A 15,407-nucleotide genomic window follows, 5' to 3' on the forward strand; every position below is an offset into this window, starting at 1 on the left:
GGGTATCAGCCCTTCGACAGGCCGACATGCAGCACGTCGATCGTGCCGACCCTGAAGCCCGCGGCGCAGTACCAGAGATATTGTTCCCACATGCGCTTGAAACGCCGGTCGAATCCCTGGGTCTCCAGCACGGGCCAAGCGGCCTGGAAGTTTTCCTGCCAATGATCCAGGGTGCGGGCGTAATGCAGGCCGTAGCCCTTCGCCCCCTCATAGCGCAGGCCTGCCAGTTCGATCTCGCTTTGCAGGCGGGCGGGGCTGGGCAGCATGCCGCCGGGGAAGATATAGCGCTGGATATAATCGGCGCCGCGGCGGTAGCTGTCGAAATGTTCTTCCGCGATCGTGATGATCTGCAGCGCGGCCTTGCCGCCGGGCTTCAGCCTGTCGCCCAGGCTGCGGAAGAATACGGGCCAGTATCGTTCGCCCACCGCCTCGAACATCTCGATGCTGGCGATGCGGTCGAACTGTTCCGTCACGTCCCGGTAATCCTGCAGGCGTATCTCCACCCGGTCGGACAGGCCCGCCCGGCGCATGCGTTCCACCGCGTAATCATGCTGTGCGCGGCTGATGGTCAGTGCGGTCACGCGGGCACCCACGGTGCCGGCCGCATATTCGGCGAAACCGCCCCAGCCGCAGCCGATCTCCAGTACATGGTGGCCGGCCCGCAAATCCATCCGGCGGGCGATTTGCGCATATTTGCGCTCCTGCGCCGCGTCGAGCGGCTCTGCCTTGTCCAGATCGGCGAAAATGGCGGCGGAATAGGTCATGCTGGGGTCCAGCCAGCGTTCGTAGAAGCTGTTGCCCAGGTCGTAATGGTAGGCGATGTTGCGCTTCGACCCGCCCTTCGTGTTGGGCCGGGCGGCATGCAGCAGGAAGTTCACGGCCCGCATCCAGGCCTTGCCGTTCATGGCGCGGTCCAGTTCGGCCTCGTTAAGCAGCGCCATCTCGAACAGGGCCGGCACATCCGGACTGGTCCAGTCGCCGTCCAGATAGCTTTCGCAGAAGCCCAGCTTGCCGCCGAACAGCATGCGTCGCGCTACGCGGTCGTTGCGGACATAGAGAACGCCATGCGGCCCCGGTTCCGTTCCGTCGAACCGGTGGCTGCGCCCGTCGGGCAGCACGACGGTCAGGGCCCCGCGGCGGATGGCCGGCGCCAGGGACAGCAGCAAGCGCATCATGCGCGACGGATGATAGGGAACGGCGCCGTGGCGCAGGCCGATGATCTGGCTTTCGGTCTGTTCGGTCATGGTTCCACCAATGTCTGGGCGGTGGTTGAAATGGGGCGTGCGGGCGTTTCGGCAAGCGGCCGGATACGCACGGGCGGTTCGGGACGGTGGTGGAAGCGTGCCCCCTTTCGCCAGAGACGCAGCGCCTCCCAATGGATGCCGGCGATGACCTTCAGGGTCACCAGCGGATGGCAGGCGATGGCCGACCACAGGCTTCGCGTCGTCAGCGGGCGGCGTCGCCCCGTCTGGGTGGCGACCAGCAGGTCGCCGTTCGCGTCGCCATAGCGGATATCGACGGCAAGCCTGTCCCCCGGCACGCGCAGGCGGAAGCGATAGGTGCCGTCGATGGCGAAGAAGGGGGAGACGTGGAACTCCTTTTCATGGGCCTGGCGGACCTCCCCGCCGGCCGGCACCCCGCCGGGCATGGGCAGCACATAGCAATGCTGGTCGCCGAAGGTGTTCTTCACCTCGCACAGGATGGCGCGCAGCCCGCCGCCGGGCCCATGGCAGAAATAGATCGACAGCGGGTTGAAGGCATATCCCAGCACACGCGGGAAGCACAGCAGACGGATGGCCCCCCCCGCCAGCGTCACGCCATGGGCGGCCAGAACCTCTTCCACCCAGGGACGCAGGGGGGTGCCGTCACGCCGGCCATGATCGCGGTCCTGGATGGACAGCAGACCCGGCCGGTTATGGGTCAGCGGCCAGGGCAGCCGGTCCAGCACGTCCAGGTCCAGCAGCAGCGAATAGACCCGATAGCTGAACCGGTGGCGGAACGGGCGCAGCCGGGCATGGAACACGCGGCAAAGATAGAGCGCGTGCGGGCCACTGTCATCCGCGGCCGCGATCATTCGGCCGCGGCCTGGAAAGGCCGGAGCGGCCGGGCATTGCGGCCGGCGGGCGAGGCATCGACGGCCGTCCAGGGCCGGGTGGCGCCCAGTGCCTCCGCCACCGCCAGTCCCGCCGACAAGCCATCCTCGTGAAAGCCGTAACCCAGATACGCTCCGCAGAACCAGGTCCGGCGCACCCCCTGGATCGTGGCCATCTGGGCCTGCGCCCGGATGGCGGCGGTGTCGAACATGGGATGGTCGTAGATGAATTCCCGGATACGGTATTCGGGCCGCGGCGGCTGGATCGGGTTCAGCGTCACGAAAAGGGGATCGGCGGGGTCGATGCCCTGCAGCTCGTTCATCCAATAGGTGACGGCCACCTTGGCATTGCGGTCGCGGGTGCCGTTGGCCAGGTAGTTCCAGGCGGACCACGCCTTGGGCCGCCGGGGCATCAAGGCCGGGTCGCGATGCAGATGGGCGCGGTTCAACTGGTAGCGGAAGGCCGACAGCACGCGCCTTTCCGCATCATCCGCGTCGGACAGCATGGTCAGCGCCTGATCGGCATGGGCACCGATGACGACATGGTCGTACTGGCTTTCCTGCCCGTCAATGTCACGCAGCAGCACGCCGGCCGGCGTGCGGCGCAGGGCGATGATGGCGCGGCCCGTGTGGAACCGGCCGGCCAGGGTATCGGCCAGGGCCCGGACATAGGTCCGGCTGCCGCCCTTCACCGTGTACCATTGCGGGCGGTTCTTGACCTTCAGAAGCCCGTGATTCTGGAAGAACCGGATGAAGCTGTGCGCCGGAAAGGAAAGCATCTCGGAAATGGTCGAGGACCAGATAGCCGCCCCCATGGGCAGCAGATGGTCATAGATGAAGCGGTGGCCATAGCGGCCGGCGTCCAGATATTCGCCCAGTGTCATGGAAATGGCGGCCGGGTCGCGCAGCAGCTTCGGCGCCTCGCGATAAAAGCGCATGATGTCGCGCAGCATCAGGTGGTAGGTGGGCGACAGCAGATTGCGCTTCTGCGCGAACATGCCGGCCAGGTTGCTGCCCGAATATTCCAGCCGCCCCCGGTCCAGGCTGACGGCGAAGCTCATGGTGCAGGGCATGGCCGGCACGCCCAGATGCGCGAACAATGCCAGCAGGTTGGGGTATGTGGCCTGGTTGAAGACGATAAACCCCGTGTCCACGGCGATGGACCGACCGTCCGCGCCTTTCACGTCGACCGTGTTGGAATGGCCGCCCAGATAGTCGTTCTGTTCGAACAGCGTCACGTCGTGCCCCTGCCGGTTCAGCAGCCAGGCGGCGCTGAGCCCGGAGATACCGGCACCGATAACAGCGATCCTCATCGGAAAAATCCTTTCGTCAGGCCGGCTCGGCCAGGCTGTCGGCACGCAGGGCGGCAAAGGCGTCCAGCGCACGCTGCCGGCCAAGGGCATGGTCGATGATCGGGGCGGGATAATCGCGTCCCAGGATCACCCCGGCCCCGCGCAGCACCATCGGCGGTGCCGTCCACGGGGCATGGATATATTTGTCGGGCATGTGTTTCAGTTCGGGCACCCACCGGCGCACAAAATGTCCATCCGGATCGAATTTCTGCCCCTGAAGCATGGGGTTGAATACCCGGAAATAGGGGGCGGCATCGGCCCCGCAGCCGCCGATCCATTGCCACCCCGCGGCGTTGTTGGCCAGATCGGCATCCACCAGCGTGTCCCAGAACCAGGCCTGCCCCGCCTGCCACGGCAGCAGCAGATGCTTGACCAGCAGCGAGCCCGCGATCATGCGGACACGGTTGTGCATCCAGCCCGTGGTCCAGAGCTGGCGCATGCCGGCATCCACGATGGGATAACCGGTGCGTCCGTGCTGCCAGGCGGTTAGCGCCGTGTCGTCGCGGGTCCAGGGGAATTCCTCGAAAGCGGGGTTCAGGGGCCGGTCGGGCAGGTGCGGGAAATGGTACAGCAGCGCGTGACAGAATTCACGCCAGCCGATTTCGCGCAGGAAGCTGTCGATCTGGCGTGCCAGTCCATCGTCCGCCGCCGCCGCGATGCGGGCAGCGTGCCAGACCTGACGCGGGGATATTTCCCCGAAATGCAGGTGCGGCGACAGGCGCGACGTGCCGTCGATCCCGGGTACGTCGCGGCCGGTGGCATAGCCGGCGGCCCCGCCACCATCCAGGAACATGGCAAGGCGTGCGGCGGCCGCGGCCTCGCCGACGCGCCCGCCATCCTCCCAGGTGTGGCGCAACCCGCCGGCCCAGTCGGGCCGGGTGGGCAGCAAGTCCCAATCCGCCAGCCTGTCGCCGGCCGGCCGGCCGGCAAAGGGGCACAGCCGGTCGGGGGTGGGCAGGGGATCGGACGGCGCCAGGATGGACAGAGCCGCCCGCCAATAAGGGGTGAAGACCTTGTAGGGCGTGCCGGCGCCCGTCAGCACCTCCCACGGTTCATTCAGCAGGCCGGCCTTGAAGCTCACCACCCTGGCACGGTCCTTCAACGCGGCCTTCAGCCGGCTGTCGCGTTCAATGGCGAAAGGCTCGTAACAGCGGTTCCAGACGATTTCGGCCGCACCCACCTGTCGGGCAAGGTCGCTGATCACATGGTCGGCCGGCCCGCGCAGCAGCAGCAGCGGGTTGCCCCGCCGTTCCAGGTCGGCGGAAAGCTGTCGCAGGCTGTGGTGCAACCACCAGCGTGCGGCCCCACCCTGGCGCCAGGTGCCGGGCGTGACATCGTCCAGCACATACACAGGCAACAGGGGCCGGCCGCTGGCCGCGGCATGGGCCAGGGCCGGGTTGTCGGCCAGGCGCAGATCCTGGCGGAACCAGACGATGATGGGGGCGGCGTCGGTCATGCGTGCGATGGGCCTTGGCAACGGGCTGTTCTTGTCTCTTACGCCCGCGCCGCCCGGCTGGATCACCCGGTTTACCGCCGGATGCCGATATATTTTTCAGCACACCCGCTTGAATTATCCGCTGGGCGGACTATCTGCCGATCATGGACCGTGGCGGTCCGTGCCCGTCGTTCCCCGGCGGGTATCCCCCTTCCCCCCCAGGGCCGCCCGTTCCTGAACGCCCCCGGTTGGTCCGCCATCCGGGGGCGTTCCATTTCCGGATGTCGGGATCCTACAGGACCCGGCGCGCCGCCATGTCCCGGCGTGCGGCACCGTCGGGCGCCAGGCGTGTGGATGGCAGGGGGAAAAGCCGGCCCGTGCCCAGCATCCAGGCATGGAAGGGGCGGCGGAACAGGCCGGCCATCGCCGGGTCCAGCACATTGAGCCCCCCGGTATAGGCGCCGAAGGCCGGCAGGATCAGCCGTTGGCCGTCGCCGGCGAAGCAGCGCGCACTGATCCGCCGGCCGCGCACGACAGCCGCCGCCTTGGGATGGAAATGGCCCGACACTTCACCCGCCGCCTGTTCCGGGTCGGTCACCGCCTCATGCCGCAGCACCAGGGGGCCTTCGCGCAAGACCGCCGTCACCACCGATCCGCCCCAGCCGGCGGGCGGGGCGGGATCGTGGTTGCCGGCGATCCATATCCAGTCATGGGCGGCCGTCAATGCCGCGATGCGTCGCCCGTCACCTGCGGAGATGCGTGCAGCCGCATCGCGGTCATGGAAGCTGTCGCCCAGGCAGACCACGCGGAGGGGGCGCCATCGGGCGCACAATGCCTCCAGCCGGGTCAGGGTGGCGGCGGTGTCATAGGGCGGCAGGAACTGGCCGTGCCGGGCAAAGGCCGATCCCTTCTCCAGATGCAGGTCGGCGACCAGGAGCCAGCCGCGCGTCGGCCAGAACAGGGCGCCGGCCGGGTCGGCCTGCAATAGGGCCCCGTTCAGGGGGATTTCCATGGCAGGGCTCAATCCCCCACCTCAGACCAGGGTGACGGTGCCGTCATCGGCCAGTGGCCAATGCGGGTTCCAGGCGATTTCCCAGTAATGCCCGTCCGGGTCGGCGAAGATGCCGGAATAGCCGCCCCAATGCTGGTCCGTGGGCGGCCGCACCAGACGGGCGCCCTGGGTCAGCGCAAAGGAGACCAGGCGGTCCACCTCTGCCTTGTCATGGACATTGTGGGCCAGCATCGCCGGACCGGGCGCGACCTTGCCGGCATCGCCCGCGATCTCCTTCTCGTAATCGGCGGCGGTCAGCAGGCCCAGCCCCATGCCCCCCATCTGGAAATAGGCGAAGCCGGCCTGACTGCCGGCGGCTGGCGTCCAGCCCAATCCTTCATAGAAGCCGCGCGACCGGGCCACGTCGGCAACACGCAGGGTAACCAGGGTGATGCGTTGTTCCATGGGGGCCTTCCATGCGGGGAGGGGGGAGGTGCCTATTGGTCCATAGTGGCGGGCAAAGGGCAAGCGCGATCGGCCCCGGAGCGCAGCGCGACCGCAATCCCTATGCGGCCTGTATGGTCAAGCATACAAGCGCTGGTGAACTATATTGATCCGCGGCCAAAGCTGACGCCTTGTGACCGCGGGTTCCCGCGCCGTCCATTGCCCCTTTCAAAGAAATGAAATTTTCTATACAATATTGTTCTGTGATTTCCCCGAGGCATCTGGTGCTGAATAATATCATCGCACTGATCCAGTTTGCTGTCGTCACGTTCGTCGCGGCGGTCGGGGTCAATCTTGTGGTTGCCATGGGTGCCTATCTGATCGCCAAGATCATCCGGGCGCAATCCGACGAGACGGGATTGCGCGATCGGCTGGCACGATATTCCCGCATCGTCACGGGCCTGTCGAACCGGGTGGAAGCGCGGAAGAACACCGCCGCCGGGGCGGCTTCCCACCTGTTTGGTGCCCAGCGGCAGGAAAAACAGTTGAAGGCCCGCATCCGGGAACTGGAAAACGCTCCCCATCGTTTCGTGCGCATGATCGGGGCGGAGCAGTTCCCCAACAAGCCTTACGAATTCCTGGTCATCAACACGTCGGTTTCCCACCAGGTCAAGCGGGGGGAACGCCACCCCTTCTATGACAGCAGTTGGGCACAGCCCTGTCCCGTGCATGTCTGGGCCCGCGGCCCGGAAGAGGCGCGGGCCGAATTCGAACGGGTCTACCCGAAGGCTTCGGGCTTCAAGGCCGTCTATGCACAACCCCTGACCGGGGCTGCCGCCCCCAAGGACCCGGTCGAAAGCGAAGAGGCGGAAGGGGCGGTGCCCGCATGAGCCTTTTCACTGTTGCCCTGGGCGCCATGATCGTCTTCCTGTCCCTGAAGCCGACGGTCATCAAGGCCAATCACACGGTCCGCGAAGCCAAGAAAGCCATACTGGAACTGCGCCGCCGCCAGCAGGCGCTGAGCCAGCGTCTGCGCTCGCTGGCGCGGGAAAGCCTGAACCAGCGCCTGACGGCCGGTCAGGATGACAATGAAGCCGATGCCCTGAACGGCCGGCTGGAACAGCTCCAGCGCATGATCGAGCAACTGGAAGCCGAGGATCGCCGTGTGCTGGTTATGGATGAACGGCGCGGCCTGTCGGAAACCGGGTGGATCATCTGTGTGCGGCGCAGCCCGTCGGTGGCCTCTCCGCTGGAGCCGGCGGTCATCACCCGCCTGTGGGATGAAGGGCGCTATCTCTTCTTCTTCGCTTCCGATCAGGCGCGGGCCCGGCGCAAGGTCCTGACCCGCTTTTCAGAGGAGAACGGCTTCAGCATCGTCGATGTGAAGCCGCATGAGGGTGATCTTTCCGATCCGCCCGCGCTGGGCGCCAATAACCCTGACAAGCAAAGGCAGAGCGCCTGACGGGCGTGATGCTGTCAGACGCGGATATCCAGCAGGTAGCCGCGAAGCTGCACGGGCTGCACAGGGTCCATTGTGACCGGTGGGACCGGGGGCAGGTTTCTGTCGGGCAGCCGCGATGCGGGGGCTGGGGCCGGTGGTGGCGGGGCCGGCGCGGGATCGGCAGACTGCTTGCCCGGCGCCCCTTGGGGCGTCGGCGGGGCCGGCGCTGTATAGCTGCCGGTGCTGCCATTGCTGATGCCGGATATTGCCATGGGCCCATCCTATACCCGCACCGCGGCCGCCGGAACTGTACAGGCGGATAGTCTTATACTAATAGCTTGAGATGAGTAGAACTCATCTCAAGCTGGTGCGGCGGCGACTGCCACAGCAGCGCTCGTGCGGGCTACCGTCGCCACAGGGGGACAGCCGGCACAATCATCGGATCATCCATCCCGACACGCAAAGGAAGCAACATGCCGCATCGATCGTCCCCCCTCCTCGGGCTTGTCCTGGCGGCCCTGGCTTCGACCGCCCTGCTGGTGCCGGCGGTGCCCGCCGCACTTGCGGCCGATGCCGTTGCCCGGCAATGGACGCAGGCCCCCGGCTTTCACCGGTTCAAGCTGGGCACGATGGAGGTCACGGCCATCTATGACGGCAATCTGCGCCTGTCCACCAGCCTGTTGAAGAACATCACCGCCGATGATCTGGAAAGCCTGCTGGCCGCCCGGTTCCTGTCATCGGCCGAGGGGGTCCAGACGGCAGTGAACGCCTATCTGGTCAATACCGGTGACCGCCTGGTGCTGGTGGATAGCGGTGCCGCCGGACTGCTGGGGCCGGACGCCGGCGGGCTGGTCGCCAATATCCGGGCGGCCGGGTATGAGCCCTCCCGCATCGACACCGTGCTGCTGACCCATCTGCATCCCGACCATGCCGGGGGGCTGCTGTCGCGCGATGGCAAGGCGGCCTTTCCCAACGCCACGGTTCGCGCCTCCCAGGCCGATATCGATTTCTGGCTGAGCGCGGAAGTGGCGGCCAAGGCGCCGGCCGATGCGCAGCCCTTCTTCAAGATGGCACGGGATGCCGTCGCCCCCTATCAGGCGGCTGGGCGTTTCAAGAGTTTCGCGGCCGATGAGGAATTGCTGGCCGGTATCCGTGCCGTTGAGGCGGGCGGCCACACGCCGGGGCATAGCGGCTTCCTGCTGACCGTGGGTGACGAAAGCCTGCTGGTCTGGGGTGACATCATCCATAGCCACGCCGTGCAGTTCGCCCGTCCGGAGGTTGCGATCGAGTTCGATATCGACAGCAACCGGGCCGTGGCCACGCGCAAGCGCCTGCTGGAATGGACAGCGGGCAAGCGGATCTGGGTTGCCGGTGCCCATCTGCCGTTCCCCGGCATCGGCCATGTGCGCGCCGAGGGAACGGGATATGGATGGGTTCCGTTGGAATATGCACCGGTGGCAAAGCCGGGGCCGTAACCCTCTCTTCTGCCCATGCCTGATTCGCCCTGTCCCGGCTCCCTGGTCCGGGGCGGGGCGATGGCCAGCAAGGGTGTGCCTATCGGACGGGCAGCGGGGTGCCTGCTGGTTGGGCAATGATATCCAGACAAAAAAACGGCCGGAAAGCCATGGGCTTCCGGCCGAGTTGAACAGGGAGGCTTCACGTCTGGGAGACGCTGGGTCAAAGACCCAACCCCGACCGGGTAAATCGGGGTGAAACATCGCCGCTGCGTCGCAGCAGCGATGGCCTAAGATTTATGCATCTTGGCCGATTATACCAGGGGTGAAGCCAAGCCCGAGTTATGCGTTTGATGCATGGCTTGACGGGAACGTCTCAGCCACCTTCTTGACCAGGAAATCACGGAAGACGGCAATGCGCTTGGAATGGCGCAATTCTTCCGCGTAAACGAAATAGGCATCGATGCGCGGGCCGCTGACTTCCGGCAGAACGCGAACGATATCCGGCTGTCCGTCCACCACATAGTCGGGCAGGGATGCGATACCCAGGCCGGACTGCACGGCGCGGAACATGGCATAGAGGCTGTTGACGCGCAGGGCGGTGCGACGCTCCCCGCCCGGCGGGTCGCCGACATGCAGGGCCCAGTTGATGTTGGTGACCGGCGCCCGCGCCTCGTTGGGGTAGGCGATCAGGTCATGCTGGTCCAATTCCGCCACCGATTGCGGCACGCCGCGCTTTTCGATGTAGGATTTGTGGGCATAGAGATGGACACGCACCGTCATCAGGTGGCGCTGGATCAGGTCCGGCTGACGCGGGGCCGACAGGCGGATGGCGATATCCGCCTCCCGCATCGACAGGTCCAGCTCATTATCATCCAGCAGCAGCGTGAGCTGCACATCCGGATAGAGCGACAGGAAGTCCTTCACCCGCGGTGTCAGCCAGGTGGAGCCCAGTGCGATGGTGGTCGTGACCTTCAGCGGGCCCTTCGGATGTTCCTTCGATTCGGAGAGCATCGCCTCCGTCATCGAGAGCTTGGCGAACACTTCCCGCGCGGTGCGATAAAGCAACTCGCCCTGTTCCGTCAGGATCAGCCCGCGTGCATGGCGATGGAACAGCGGCACATGGAGGCTTTCCTCCAGCGCGCTGATCTGCCGGCTGACCGCCGACTGGCTGAGGTTCAGGGTTTCCCCCGCATGCGTGAAGCTGCCCGCCTCTGCCACAGCGTGAAAGACGCGAAGCTTGTCCCAGTCCATGGACCCGTCCCTAGATAGTGGCGCAACTGCCGAACGCCGGATGACGTCCCTGGCGCCCTGTCCTGTTGGTCGAACACGGGAATGCGCCCGACGCATGGATGATATACAGCCCCCGCCGCCAATGCTAGGGCTTGTCATCAATTTGTCGATCGACCGCAAGCTATCGTATTGTTCTTGCAACAGTTCGGCGCCGAAAGTCCCCGGCATCCTGCCCTTAGGTGGTATCATCCCGACAGGCGGAGGTATGTTTTGACCTGCCTGTCGGGTGCGTTAACCGTGATTTCCCGTGCCGGTTGTCGAATCAATGGCCGGCGAGGAAACGTTCCACTTCCAGCGCCGCCATGCACCCCATGCCGGCGGCCGTGACCGCCTGGCGGAATACCTTGTCCTTCACGTCGCCGGCCGCGAAGACACCGGGAACGTTGGTGCGGGTGCTGTCCGGGTCGGTGACGATATAGCCTTCATCGTCCATACGCACCTTGCCCTTGAAGACGCTGGTGGCCGGATCATGGCCGATGGCGACGAAGACGCCGTCAAGCGACAGTTCGGTGACGCCGTCCGTCTTGACGTTGCGCAGACGCACGCCCGTGACCAGCTTGGGGTCGGTGAAACTGGAGCCGCCCTGGCCCAGTATCTCCTCCACCACGCTGTCCCAGACGATTTCGATCTTGGGATTGCTGGCCACACGCTCCTGCAGGATACGCTCGCCGCGGAAGCTGTCGCGGCGATGGATCAGGGTAACCTTGGAGGCATGGTGGGTCAGGTACAGCGCTTCTTCCAGCGCGGTATTGCCGCCACCGATCACGGCCACTTCCTTGCCGCGGAAGAAGAACCCGTCGCAGGTGGCGCAGGCGGAGACGCCGGCCCCCTGGTAATGCTGCTCGCCGGGGATGCCCAGCCAGCGGGCCTGTGCGCCCGTGGCGATGATCACGGTGTCGGCCACGAATTCATCCCCGCTGTCAGCCTTGCAGACGAAGGGGCGCTGCGTGAAATCGACGTCGCTGATGATGTCGAAGAACATCTTCGTGCCATAGCGTTCCGCCTGGGCGCGCATCTGTTCCATCAGGTGCGGGCCCTCCACCGGGTCGGCGAAGCCGGGGTAATTCTCCACATCCTTGGTGATGGTCAACTGGCCGCCGGGCGTCATGCCCTGGACCAGCACCGGCTCCAGGCTGGCGCGGGCGGCATAGATGGCGGCGGTATAGCCGGCCGGGCCGGCGCCGATGATCAGGACCTTGGAACGGTGGGTGGCCATGATGCTTCCTTCGAAGGGCTTAATGCTGTTGGGGTTGCCTGGCAAATGGGGGCGACCCTGCGGGTCCGGCAAGGGGCATGCCGGTCGGGGCGGGGTTGCGACCCTACAGCCGTGCCCCGGCGGGGGCAATCGGTCTTGTGCCCCGCTTTCCGACGGTCGGGCAGGCGGGCTGGTGCCTTGCGGCATGGGACGTGCCGGGCGAAATACCCCGAAATCCCCGCCGGACGGCACACCGGGGCTGGCCCCGGGGCGCCCGGCACACTACATAGGGAGGCGATCCGCCGCTCTTGCATGGTTCCTGGTGATGAAGAAATACGGCCTGTCCGTGTTGTGCGCCCTGTTTCTGGCTGCCGGCCTGTCCGTTGCCGCGGCCGCGGCAGGCGTGCGCAGCAACATTGCCGCCACGGACAATGTGGAAACCTTCATCACCCTGGAAACCACGGGCGTGGCGCCGGGCCAGACCGTCTGGGCCGCCCTGACCCAGAATATCCGTCCCCATTGGCACACCTATTGGGTCAATCCCGGCGATAGCGGCATCCCGACGGAAATCGCCTGGACCCTGCCGGAAGGCTGGAAGGCGGACGCCATTACCTGGCCGGCGCCCGAGCGGTTTCCCATCGGGCCGCTGGTCAATTTCGGCTACAAGGACACGGTGCATCTGCTGGTGCCGCTGACCGTGCCCGCCGATGCGCCGGCCGGCCAGACGGTCAGGCTGGACGCCCAGGTGGACTGGCTGGTCTGCGAGGATATCTGCATCCCCGAATCGGCCGCACTGTCCATCGCCGTTCCCGTGCTGGCCGAAACGGCCCCGGTGGACCCCGACGCGGCGGCGCTGTTCGCGGCGGCGCGCGCCGCCCTGCCGGTGCCGAGCCCGTATGAAGCCACCCTGTCGCCGGGCGACAAGACCCATCGGCTGGCCCTGGCCGCCCCTGGTCTGGATCGCGGCCGTGTCACGGATGTGTTCTTCTTTCCGCATGAATATACGGTGGCCGCCTCCAACGCGACACAGCCCATCACCCTGGATGCGGCGGGGCTGACCCTGACGCTGGAACCGGCGGGCGCGTTGCCGGCCGGGCCCGTCACGGGCGTGCTGACCTTCACCGAGCAACTGGACGGCCAGAGCCTGCGCCATGCCCTGGCGGTGGAGGCGGCCGTGGGACCGCCCGCGGCGGCACTGTCCCCGCCGCCGGCCGGATTGCAGACCGGCCTGTTGTCGGCGCTGCTGCTGGCCCTGGCCGGCGGTGCCATCCTCAACCTGATGCCCTGCGTGTTCCCCGTGCTGTCCATGAAGGCGCTGGCCCTGATGCGCCATGGGCCGGGGGAGGCGCGGCGGCACGGGCTCGCCTATACGGCGGGCGTGCTGGTCTGCTTCGGCATTGTCGCCGGGGCGCTGATCGCGCTGCGTGCCGGCGGGGCGGCCATCGGCTGGGGCTTCCAGCTTCAGGACCCGCTGGTCGTGGCCGTGCTGGCCTATGTCATGCTGCTGCTGGGACTGTCGCTGTCGGGCGTCTTCACGCTGGGCGGCTCCATCATGGGGGTCGGCCAGGGGCTTGCCGGGCGTGACGGGCTGGCGGGCAGCTTCTTCACCGGCGTTCTGGCCACGGTGGTTGCCACACCCTGCACGGCACCCTTCATGGGCACAGCGTTGGGTTTCGCCATCACCCAGCCCTGGCCCGTGGCCCTGTCGGTGTTCCTGGCCCTGGGCCTGGGCATGGCACTGCCTTTCCTGGCGTTGTCCTTCTCTCCGGCATTGCTGAGGCGCCTGCCCCGGCCGGGCATCTGGATGGATCGGGTCAAGCAGGCCTTGGCCTTTCCGCTCTATGCTTCGGCCGCCTGGCTGCTCTGGGTCCTGTCGATCCAGGCCGGGCCGGCGGCCCTGGCTACGGTGCTGGCCGGCATGGTGGCCATCGCGTTCGCCGCCTGGGTCTATGGCCAGACGCGGCTGTCCGGCGGGGCTATGCGTGCGTTCGGCACCGTGCTGGCCGTGCTGGCCCTGGGCGGCGCCATCGCCGGGGCGACCACGGCTGCCCCCACGGCGGCGGGCGGGCAGGGCCCCACCGCCACCGCCGATGCGGCCGCCGCCGGGTTCGAGCCCTGGACTCCGGACCGCCAGGCCGCCCTGCTGGCCCAGGGCAAGCCGGTCTTCGTGAATTTCACGGCGGCCTGGTGCGTGACCTGTCTGGTCAATGAGCGGACATCATTGTCGACGGCAGGGGTGCGCCAGGCGCTGGGCCAGAAGGGCGTGACCTATCTGAAGGGCGACTGGACCAACCGCGATGCCACCATCGCCCGAGTGCTGGAAAGCCATGGCCGCAGCGGCGTTCCGCTCTATTTGCTGTACCGGCCGGGCGAACAGGTGCCCGTGATCCTGCCGCAGATCCTGACCGAGGGTATTGTGCTGGACGCGCTCGCTCCCCTGCCGCCCGCCTGATTTGCCACGGAACCTATCACCACTCAGCGTTGTTCCCCCCTGGAGCGATGCCGGCAGCGCCGGGCCGATATGTCCTTGAGGATATGACCCCTGGCGGGCTTGCGGCCCCATGGTCCGCGCCTTATCTTAGAATTATTCTAAGAAGGATGGCGCGGCCGGCGCACCGGTGCCCCGTGCGACATCCGGGAGGACAGATTATGGCCAGTTACACCGAAAGTCCCGAATTGCTGCGGAGCTTCACGGCCCAGGCCAACCGCTATCCCATGCTGCGGCCCGAGCAGGAGGACAGGCTGGCGCGCGACTGGACGGAACGCCAGGACCGCCGCGCCTTCGATCAGCTTGTCCACAGCCATATGCGCCTTGCCGTGAAGGTCGCCGCCAAATATGCCCGCTCCGGCCTGCCCGTGGCCGATCTCGTGTCGGAAGCCAATATCGGGTTGATCAAGGCCGTGCAGCGTTTCGACCCGACCCGCGGCTTCCGTCTGGCCACCTATGCCCTTTGGTGGATCCGGGCGGAGGTGCAGTCCTTCGTGCTGCATAACTGGTCGCTGCTGAAGGGCGGCAACACCGCCACCTTGAAGCGCCTGTTCTTCAATCTGCGTCAGACCCAGCGCAAACTGGGCATCCATGACCGGATCATGAGCGATGAGGAAGCCGCACAGGTGGCCGAGAAGCTCAGCGCCAGCATCGAGGAGGTGCGGGAGATGGAGCACCGCTTCGCCACCCCCGTCAGTTCGCTGAACGTGCAGGTGGGCGAAGAGGGTGACCATGAGGCCATCGACCTGCTGGCCGATGACCAGGACAGTGTCGAGGAGCGGCTGGCCGAGCAGGGTGAGCTGAATGCCCGGCGCGCGCTGATGACGGACGCGCTGACGCAACTGGGCGACCGGGAGCGGCACATCTTCGCCGCGCGCAATCTGGCCGACCAGCCCGTGACGCTGGAGACACTGGCCCGCCAGTATGGTGTCAGCAAGGAGCGCATCCGCCAGATCGAAAGCGGCGCCTATAAGAAGGTCGTGCGGCGCGTGCGGGCCCAGGTGGACACGGTCGCCCCCATGCCCCCGCCGATGGCGCTGGGCCGGCGCACGGCGGCGATGGCCATGGCTTGAGGCGCCCTTTGTCCCGCCCTTGCCCCTTTTTCTTCTCCCCAGCCTTTGACGGGCCGGCCCTTGTGGCCGGCCCGCCGTGCTTTACCTGTTCCCCGAAGTGATGTAGGGCTTGCCGCAACGCACAAATAATCACGACTGGAGGATACGGC

The 15,407-nt window shown here is 66.5% G+C and carries 14 protein-coding genes; 5 read left to right on the forward strand and 9 right to left on the reverse strand.

Going from position 1 to position 15,407, the window contains the following annotated elements:
• Positions 1 to 5 precede the first annotated feature (5 nt).
• From ABC728_RS19165 to ABC728_RS19190, 6 genes are all read right to left on the reverse strand, one after another.
• Positions 6 to 1,244 (reverse strand): class I SAM-dependent methyltransferase, encoded by a 1,239-nt coding sequence (locus ABC728_RS19165; RefSeq protein WP_416618436.1) that lies wholly within the window; start codon positions 1,242 to 1,244, stop codon positions 6 to 8.
• Positions 1,241 to 2,074 carry a DUF1365 domain-containing protein gene (locus ABC728_RS19170; RefSeq protein ID WP_416618437.1) on the reverse strand — a complete coding sequence of 278 codons (834 nt, stop codon included), beginning with the start codon at positions 2,072 to 2,074 and terminating at the stop codon, positions 1,241 to 1,243. Before ABC728_RS19170 ends, ABC728_RS19165 begins: the two co-directional genes overlap by 4 nt.
• Positions 2,071 to 3,405: an NAD(P)/FAD-dependent oxidoreductase gene (locus ABC728_RS19175; protein WP_416618438.1), complete on the reverse strand. Its 1,335-nt coding sequence runs from the start codon at positions 3,403 to 3,405 to the stop codon at positions 2,071 to 2,073. The genes ABC728_RS19170 and ABC728_RS19175 overlap by 4 nt, the downstream gene beginning before the upstream one ends.
• 16 nt (positions 3,406 to 3,421) lie before the next feature.
• Positions 3,422 to 4,900 (reverse strand): cryptochrome/photolyase family protein, encoded by a 1,479-nt coding sequence (locus ABC728_RS19180; protein WP_416618439.1) that lies wholly within the window; start codon positions 4,898 to 4,900, stop codon positions 3,422 to 3,424.
• Positions 4,901 to 5,171: 271 nt separating this feature from the next.
• Positions 5,172 to 5,891, reverse strand: a complete 720-nt coding sequence (gene pdeM, locus ABC728_RS19185) for a ligase-associated DNA damage response endonuclease PdeM (protein WP_416618440.1) — start codon at positions 5,889 to 5,891, stop codon at positions 5,172 to 5,174.
• 21 nt (positions 5,892 to 5,912) lie between these two features.
• Positions 5,913 to 6,335, reverse strand: a complete 423-nt coding sequence (locus ABC728_RS19190; RefSeq protein WP_416618441.1) for a VOC family protein — start codon at positions 6,333 to 6,335, stop codon at positions 5,913 to 5,915.
• A 263-nt stretch (positions 6,336 to 6,598) separates the two neighbouring features.
• On the opposite strand from ABC728_RS19190, the gene ABC728_RS19195 reads away from it, so the two are divergent.
• Together ABC728_RS19195 and ABC728_RS19200 are read left to right on the forward strand one after the other, a co-directional pair.
• Positions 6,599 to 7,204, forward strand: a complete 606-nt coding sequence (locus ABC728_RS19195) for a hypothetical protein (protein ID WP_416618442.1) — start codon at positions 6,599 to 6,601, stop codon at positions 7,202 to 7,204.
• Positions 7,201 to 7,776: a hypothetical protein gene (locus ABC728_RS19200; RefSeq protein ID WP_416618443.1), complete on the forward strand. Its 576-nt coding sequence runs from the start codon at positions 7,201 to 7,203 to the stop codon at positions 7,774 to 7,776. The genes ABC728_RS19195 and ABC728_RS19200 overlap by 4 nt, the downstream gene beginning before the upstream one ends.
• A 14-nt stretch (positions 7,777 to 7,790) precedes the next feature.
• Here ABC728_RS19200 and ABC728_RS19205 read toward each other — a convergent pair whose 3' ends face one another.
• The gene (locus ABC728_RS19205; protein ID WP_416618444.1) at positions 7,791 to 8,027 is read right to left on the reverse strand and encodes a hypothetical protein; all 237 of its coding nucleotides are present in this window, start codon (positions 8,025 to 8,027) and stop codon (positions 7,791 to 7,793) included.
• A 201-nt stretch (positions 8,028 to 8,228) separates the two neighbouring features.
• Here ABC728_RS19205 and ABC728_RS19210 point away from each other — a divergent pair, with 201 nt between their 5' ends.
• Entirely contained in the window at positions 8,229 to 9,230 is a 1,002-nt protein-coding gene (locus tag ABC728_RS19210; protein WP_416618445.1) for an MBL fold metallo-hydrolase, read from the forward strand.
• 321 nt (positions 9,231 to 9,551) lie between these two features.
• On the opposite strand, the gene ABC728_RS19215 is transcribed toward ABC728_RS19210, so the two are convergent.
• Both ABC728_RS19215 and trxB read right to left on the reverse strand, forming a co-directional pair.
• Positions 9,552 to 10,463, reverse strand: coding sequence for a LysR family transcriptional regulator (locus tag ABC728_RS19215; protein WP_416618446.1), 912 nt, complete (start codon positions 10,461 to 10,463; stop codon positions 9,552 to 9,554).
• Positions 10,464 to 10,764: 301 nt separating this feature from the next.
• Complete coding sequence (trxB, locus tag ABC728_RS19220) at positions 10,765 to 11,718, reverse strand: thioredoxin-disulfide reductase (RefSeq protein ID WP_416618447.1); 954 nt, start codon at positions 11,716 to 11,718, stop codon at positions 10,765 to 10,767.
• Between the two features lie 304 nt (positions 11,719 to 12,022).
• Here trxB and ABC728_RS19225 point away from each other — a divergent pair, with 304 nt between their 5' ends.
• Both ABC728_RS19225 and ABC728_RS19230 read left to right on the forward strand, forming a co-directional pair.
• Positions 12,023 to 14,149: a protein-disulfide reductase DsbD family protein gene (locus ABC728_RS19225; RefSeq protein WP_416618448.1), complete on the forward strand. Its 2,127-nt coding sequence runs from the start codon at positions 12,023 to 12,025 to the stop codon at positions 14,147 to 14,149.
• Between the two features lie 197 nt (positions 14,150 to 14,346).
• Complete coding sequence (locus ABC728_RS19230; protein WP_416618449.1) at positions 14,347 to 15,258, forward strand: RNA polymerase factor sigma-32; 912 nt, start codon at positions 14,347 to 14,349, stop codon at positions 15,256 to 15,258.
• Positions 15,259 to 15,407 lie beyond the last annotated feature (149 nt).

This window comes from Niveispirillum fermenti (genome assembly GCF_052474395.1).

Coding starts and splice junctions, on each gene's coding strand:
- ABC728_RS19230 (WP_416618449.1), top strand. CDS start 14,347: ATGGCCAGTTACACCGAAAGTCCCGAATTGCTGCGGAGCTTCACGGCC.
- ABC728_RS19190 (WP_416618441.1), bottom strand. CDS start 6,335: ATGGAACAACGCATCACCCTGGTTACCCTGCGTGTTGCCGACGTGGCC.
- ABC728_RS19200 (WP_416618443.1), top strand. CDS start 7,201: ATGAGCCTTTTCACTGTTGCCCTGGGCGCCATGATCGTCTTCCTGTCC.
- ABC728_RS19210 (WP_416618445.1), top strand. CDS start 8,229: ATGCCGCATCGATCGTCCCCCCTCCTCGGGCTTGTCCTGGCGGCCCTG.
- ABC728_RS19225 (WP_416618448.1), top strand. CDS start 12,023: ATGAAGAAATACGGCCTGTCCGTGTTGTGCGCCCTGTTTCTGGCTGCC.
- ABC728_RS19175 (WP_416618438.1), bottom strand. CDS start 3,405: ATGAGGATCGCTGTTATCGGTGCCGGTATCTCCGGGCTCAGCGCCGCC.
- ABC728_RS19165 (WP_416618436.1), bottom strand. CDS start 1,244: ATGACCGAACAGACCGAAAGCCAGATCATCGGCCTGCGCCACGGCGCC.
- ABC728_RS19170 (WP_416618437.1), bottom strand. CDS start 2,074: ATGATCGCGGCCGCGGATGACAGTGGCCCGCACGCGCTCTATCTTTGC.
- pdeM (WP_416618440.1), bottom strand. CDS start 5,891: ATGGAAATCCCCCTGAACGGGGCCCTATTGCAGGCCGACCCGGCCGGC.
- ABC728_RS19215 (WP_416618446.1), bottom strand. CDS start 10,463: ATGGACTGGGACAAGCTTCGCGTCTTTCACGCTGTGGCAGAGGCGGGC.
- trxB (WP_416618447.1), bottom strand. CDS start 11,718: ATGGCCACCCACCGTTCCAAGGTCCTGATCATCGGCGCCGGCCCGGCC.
- ABC728_RS19205 (WP_416618444.1), bottom strand. CDS start 8,027: ATGGCAATATCCGGCATCAGCAATGGCAGCACCGGCAGCTATACAGCG.
- ABC728_RS19180 (WP_416618439.1), bottom strand. CDS start 4,900: ATGACCGACGCCGCCCCCATCATCGTCTGGTTCCGCCAGGATCTGCGC.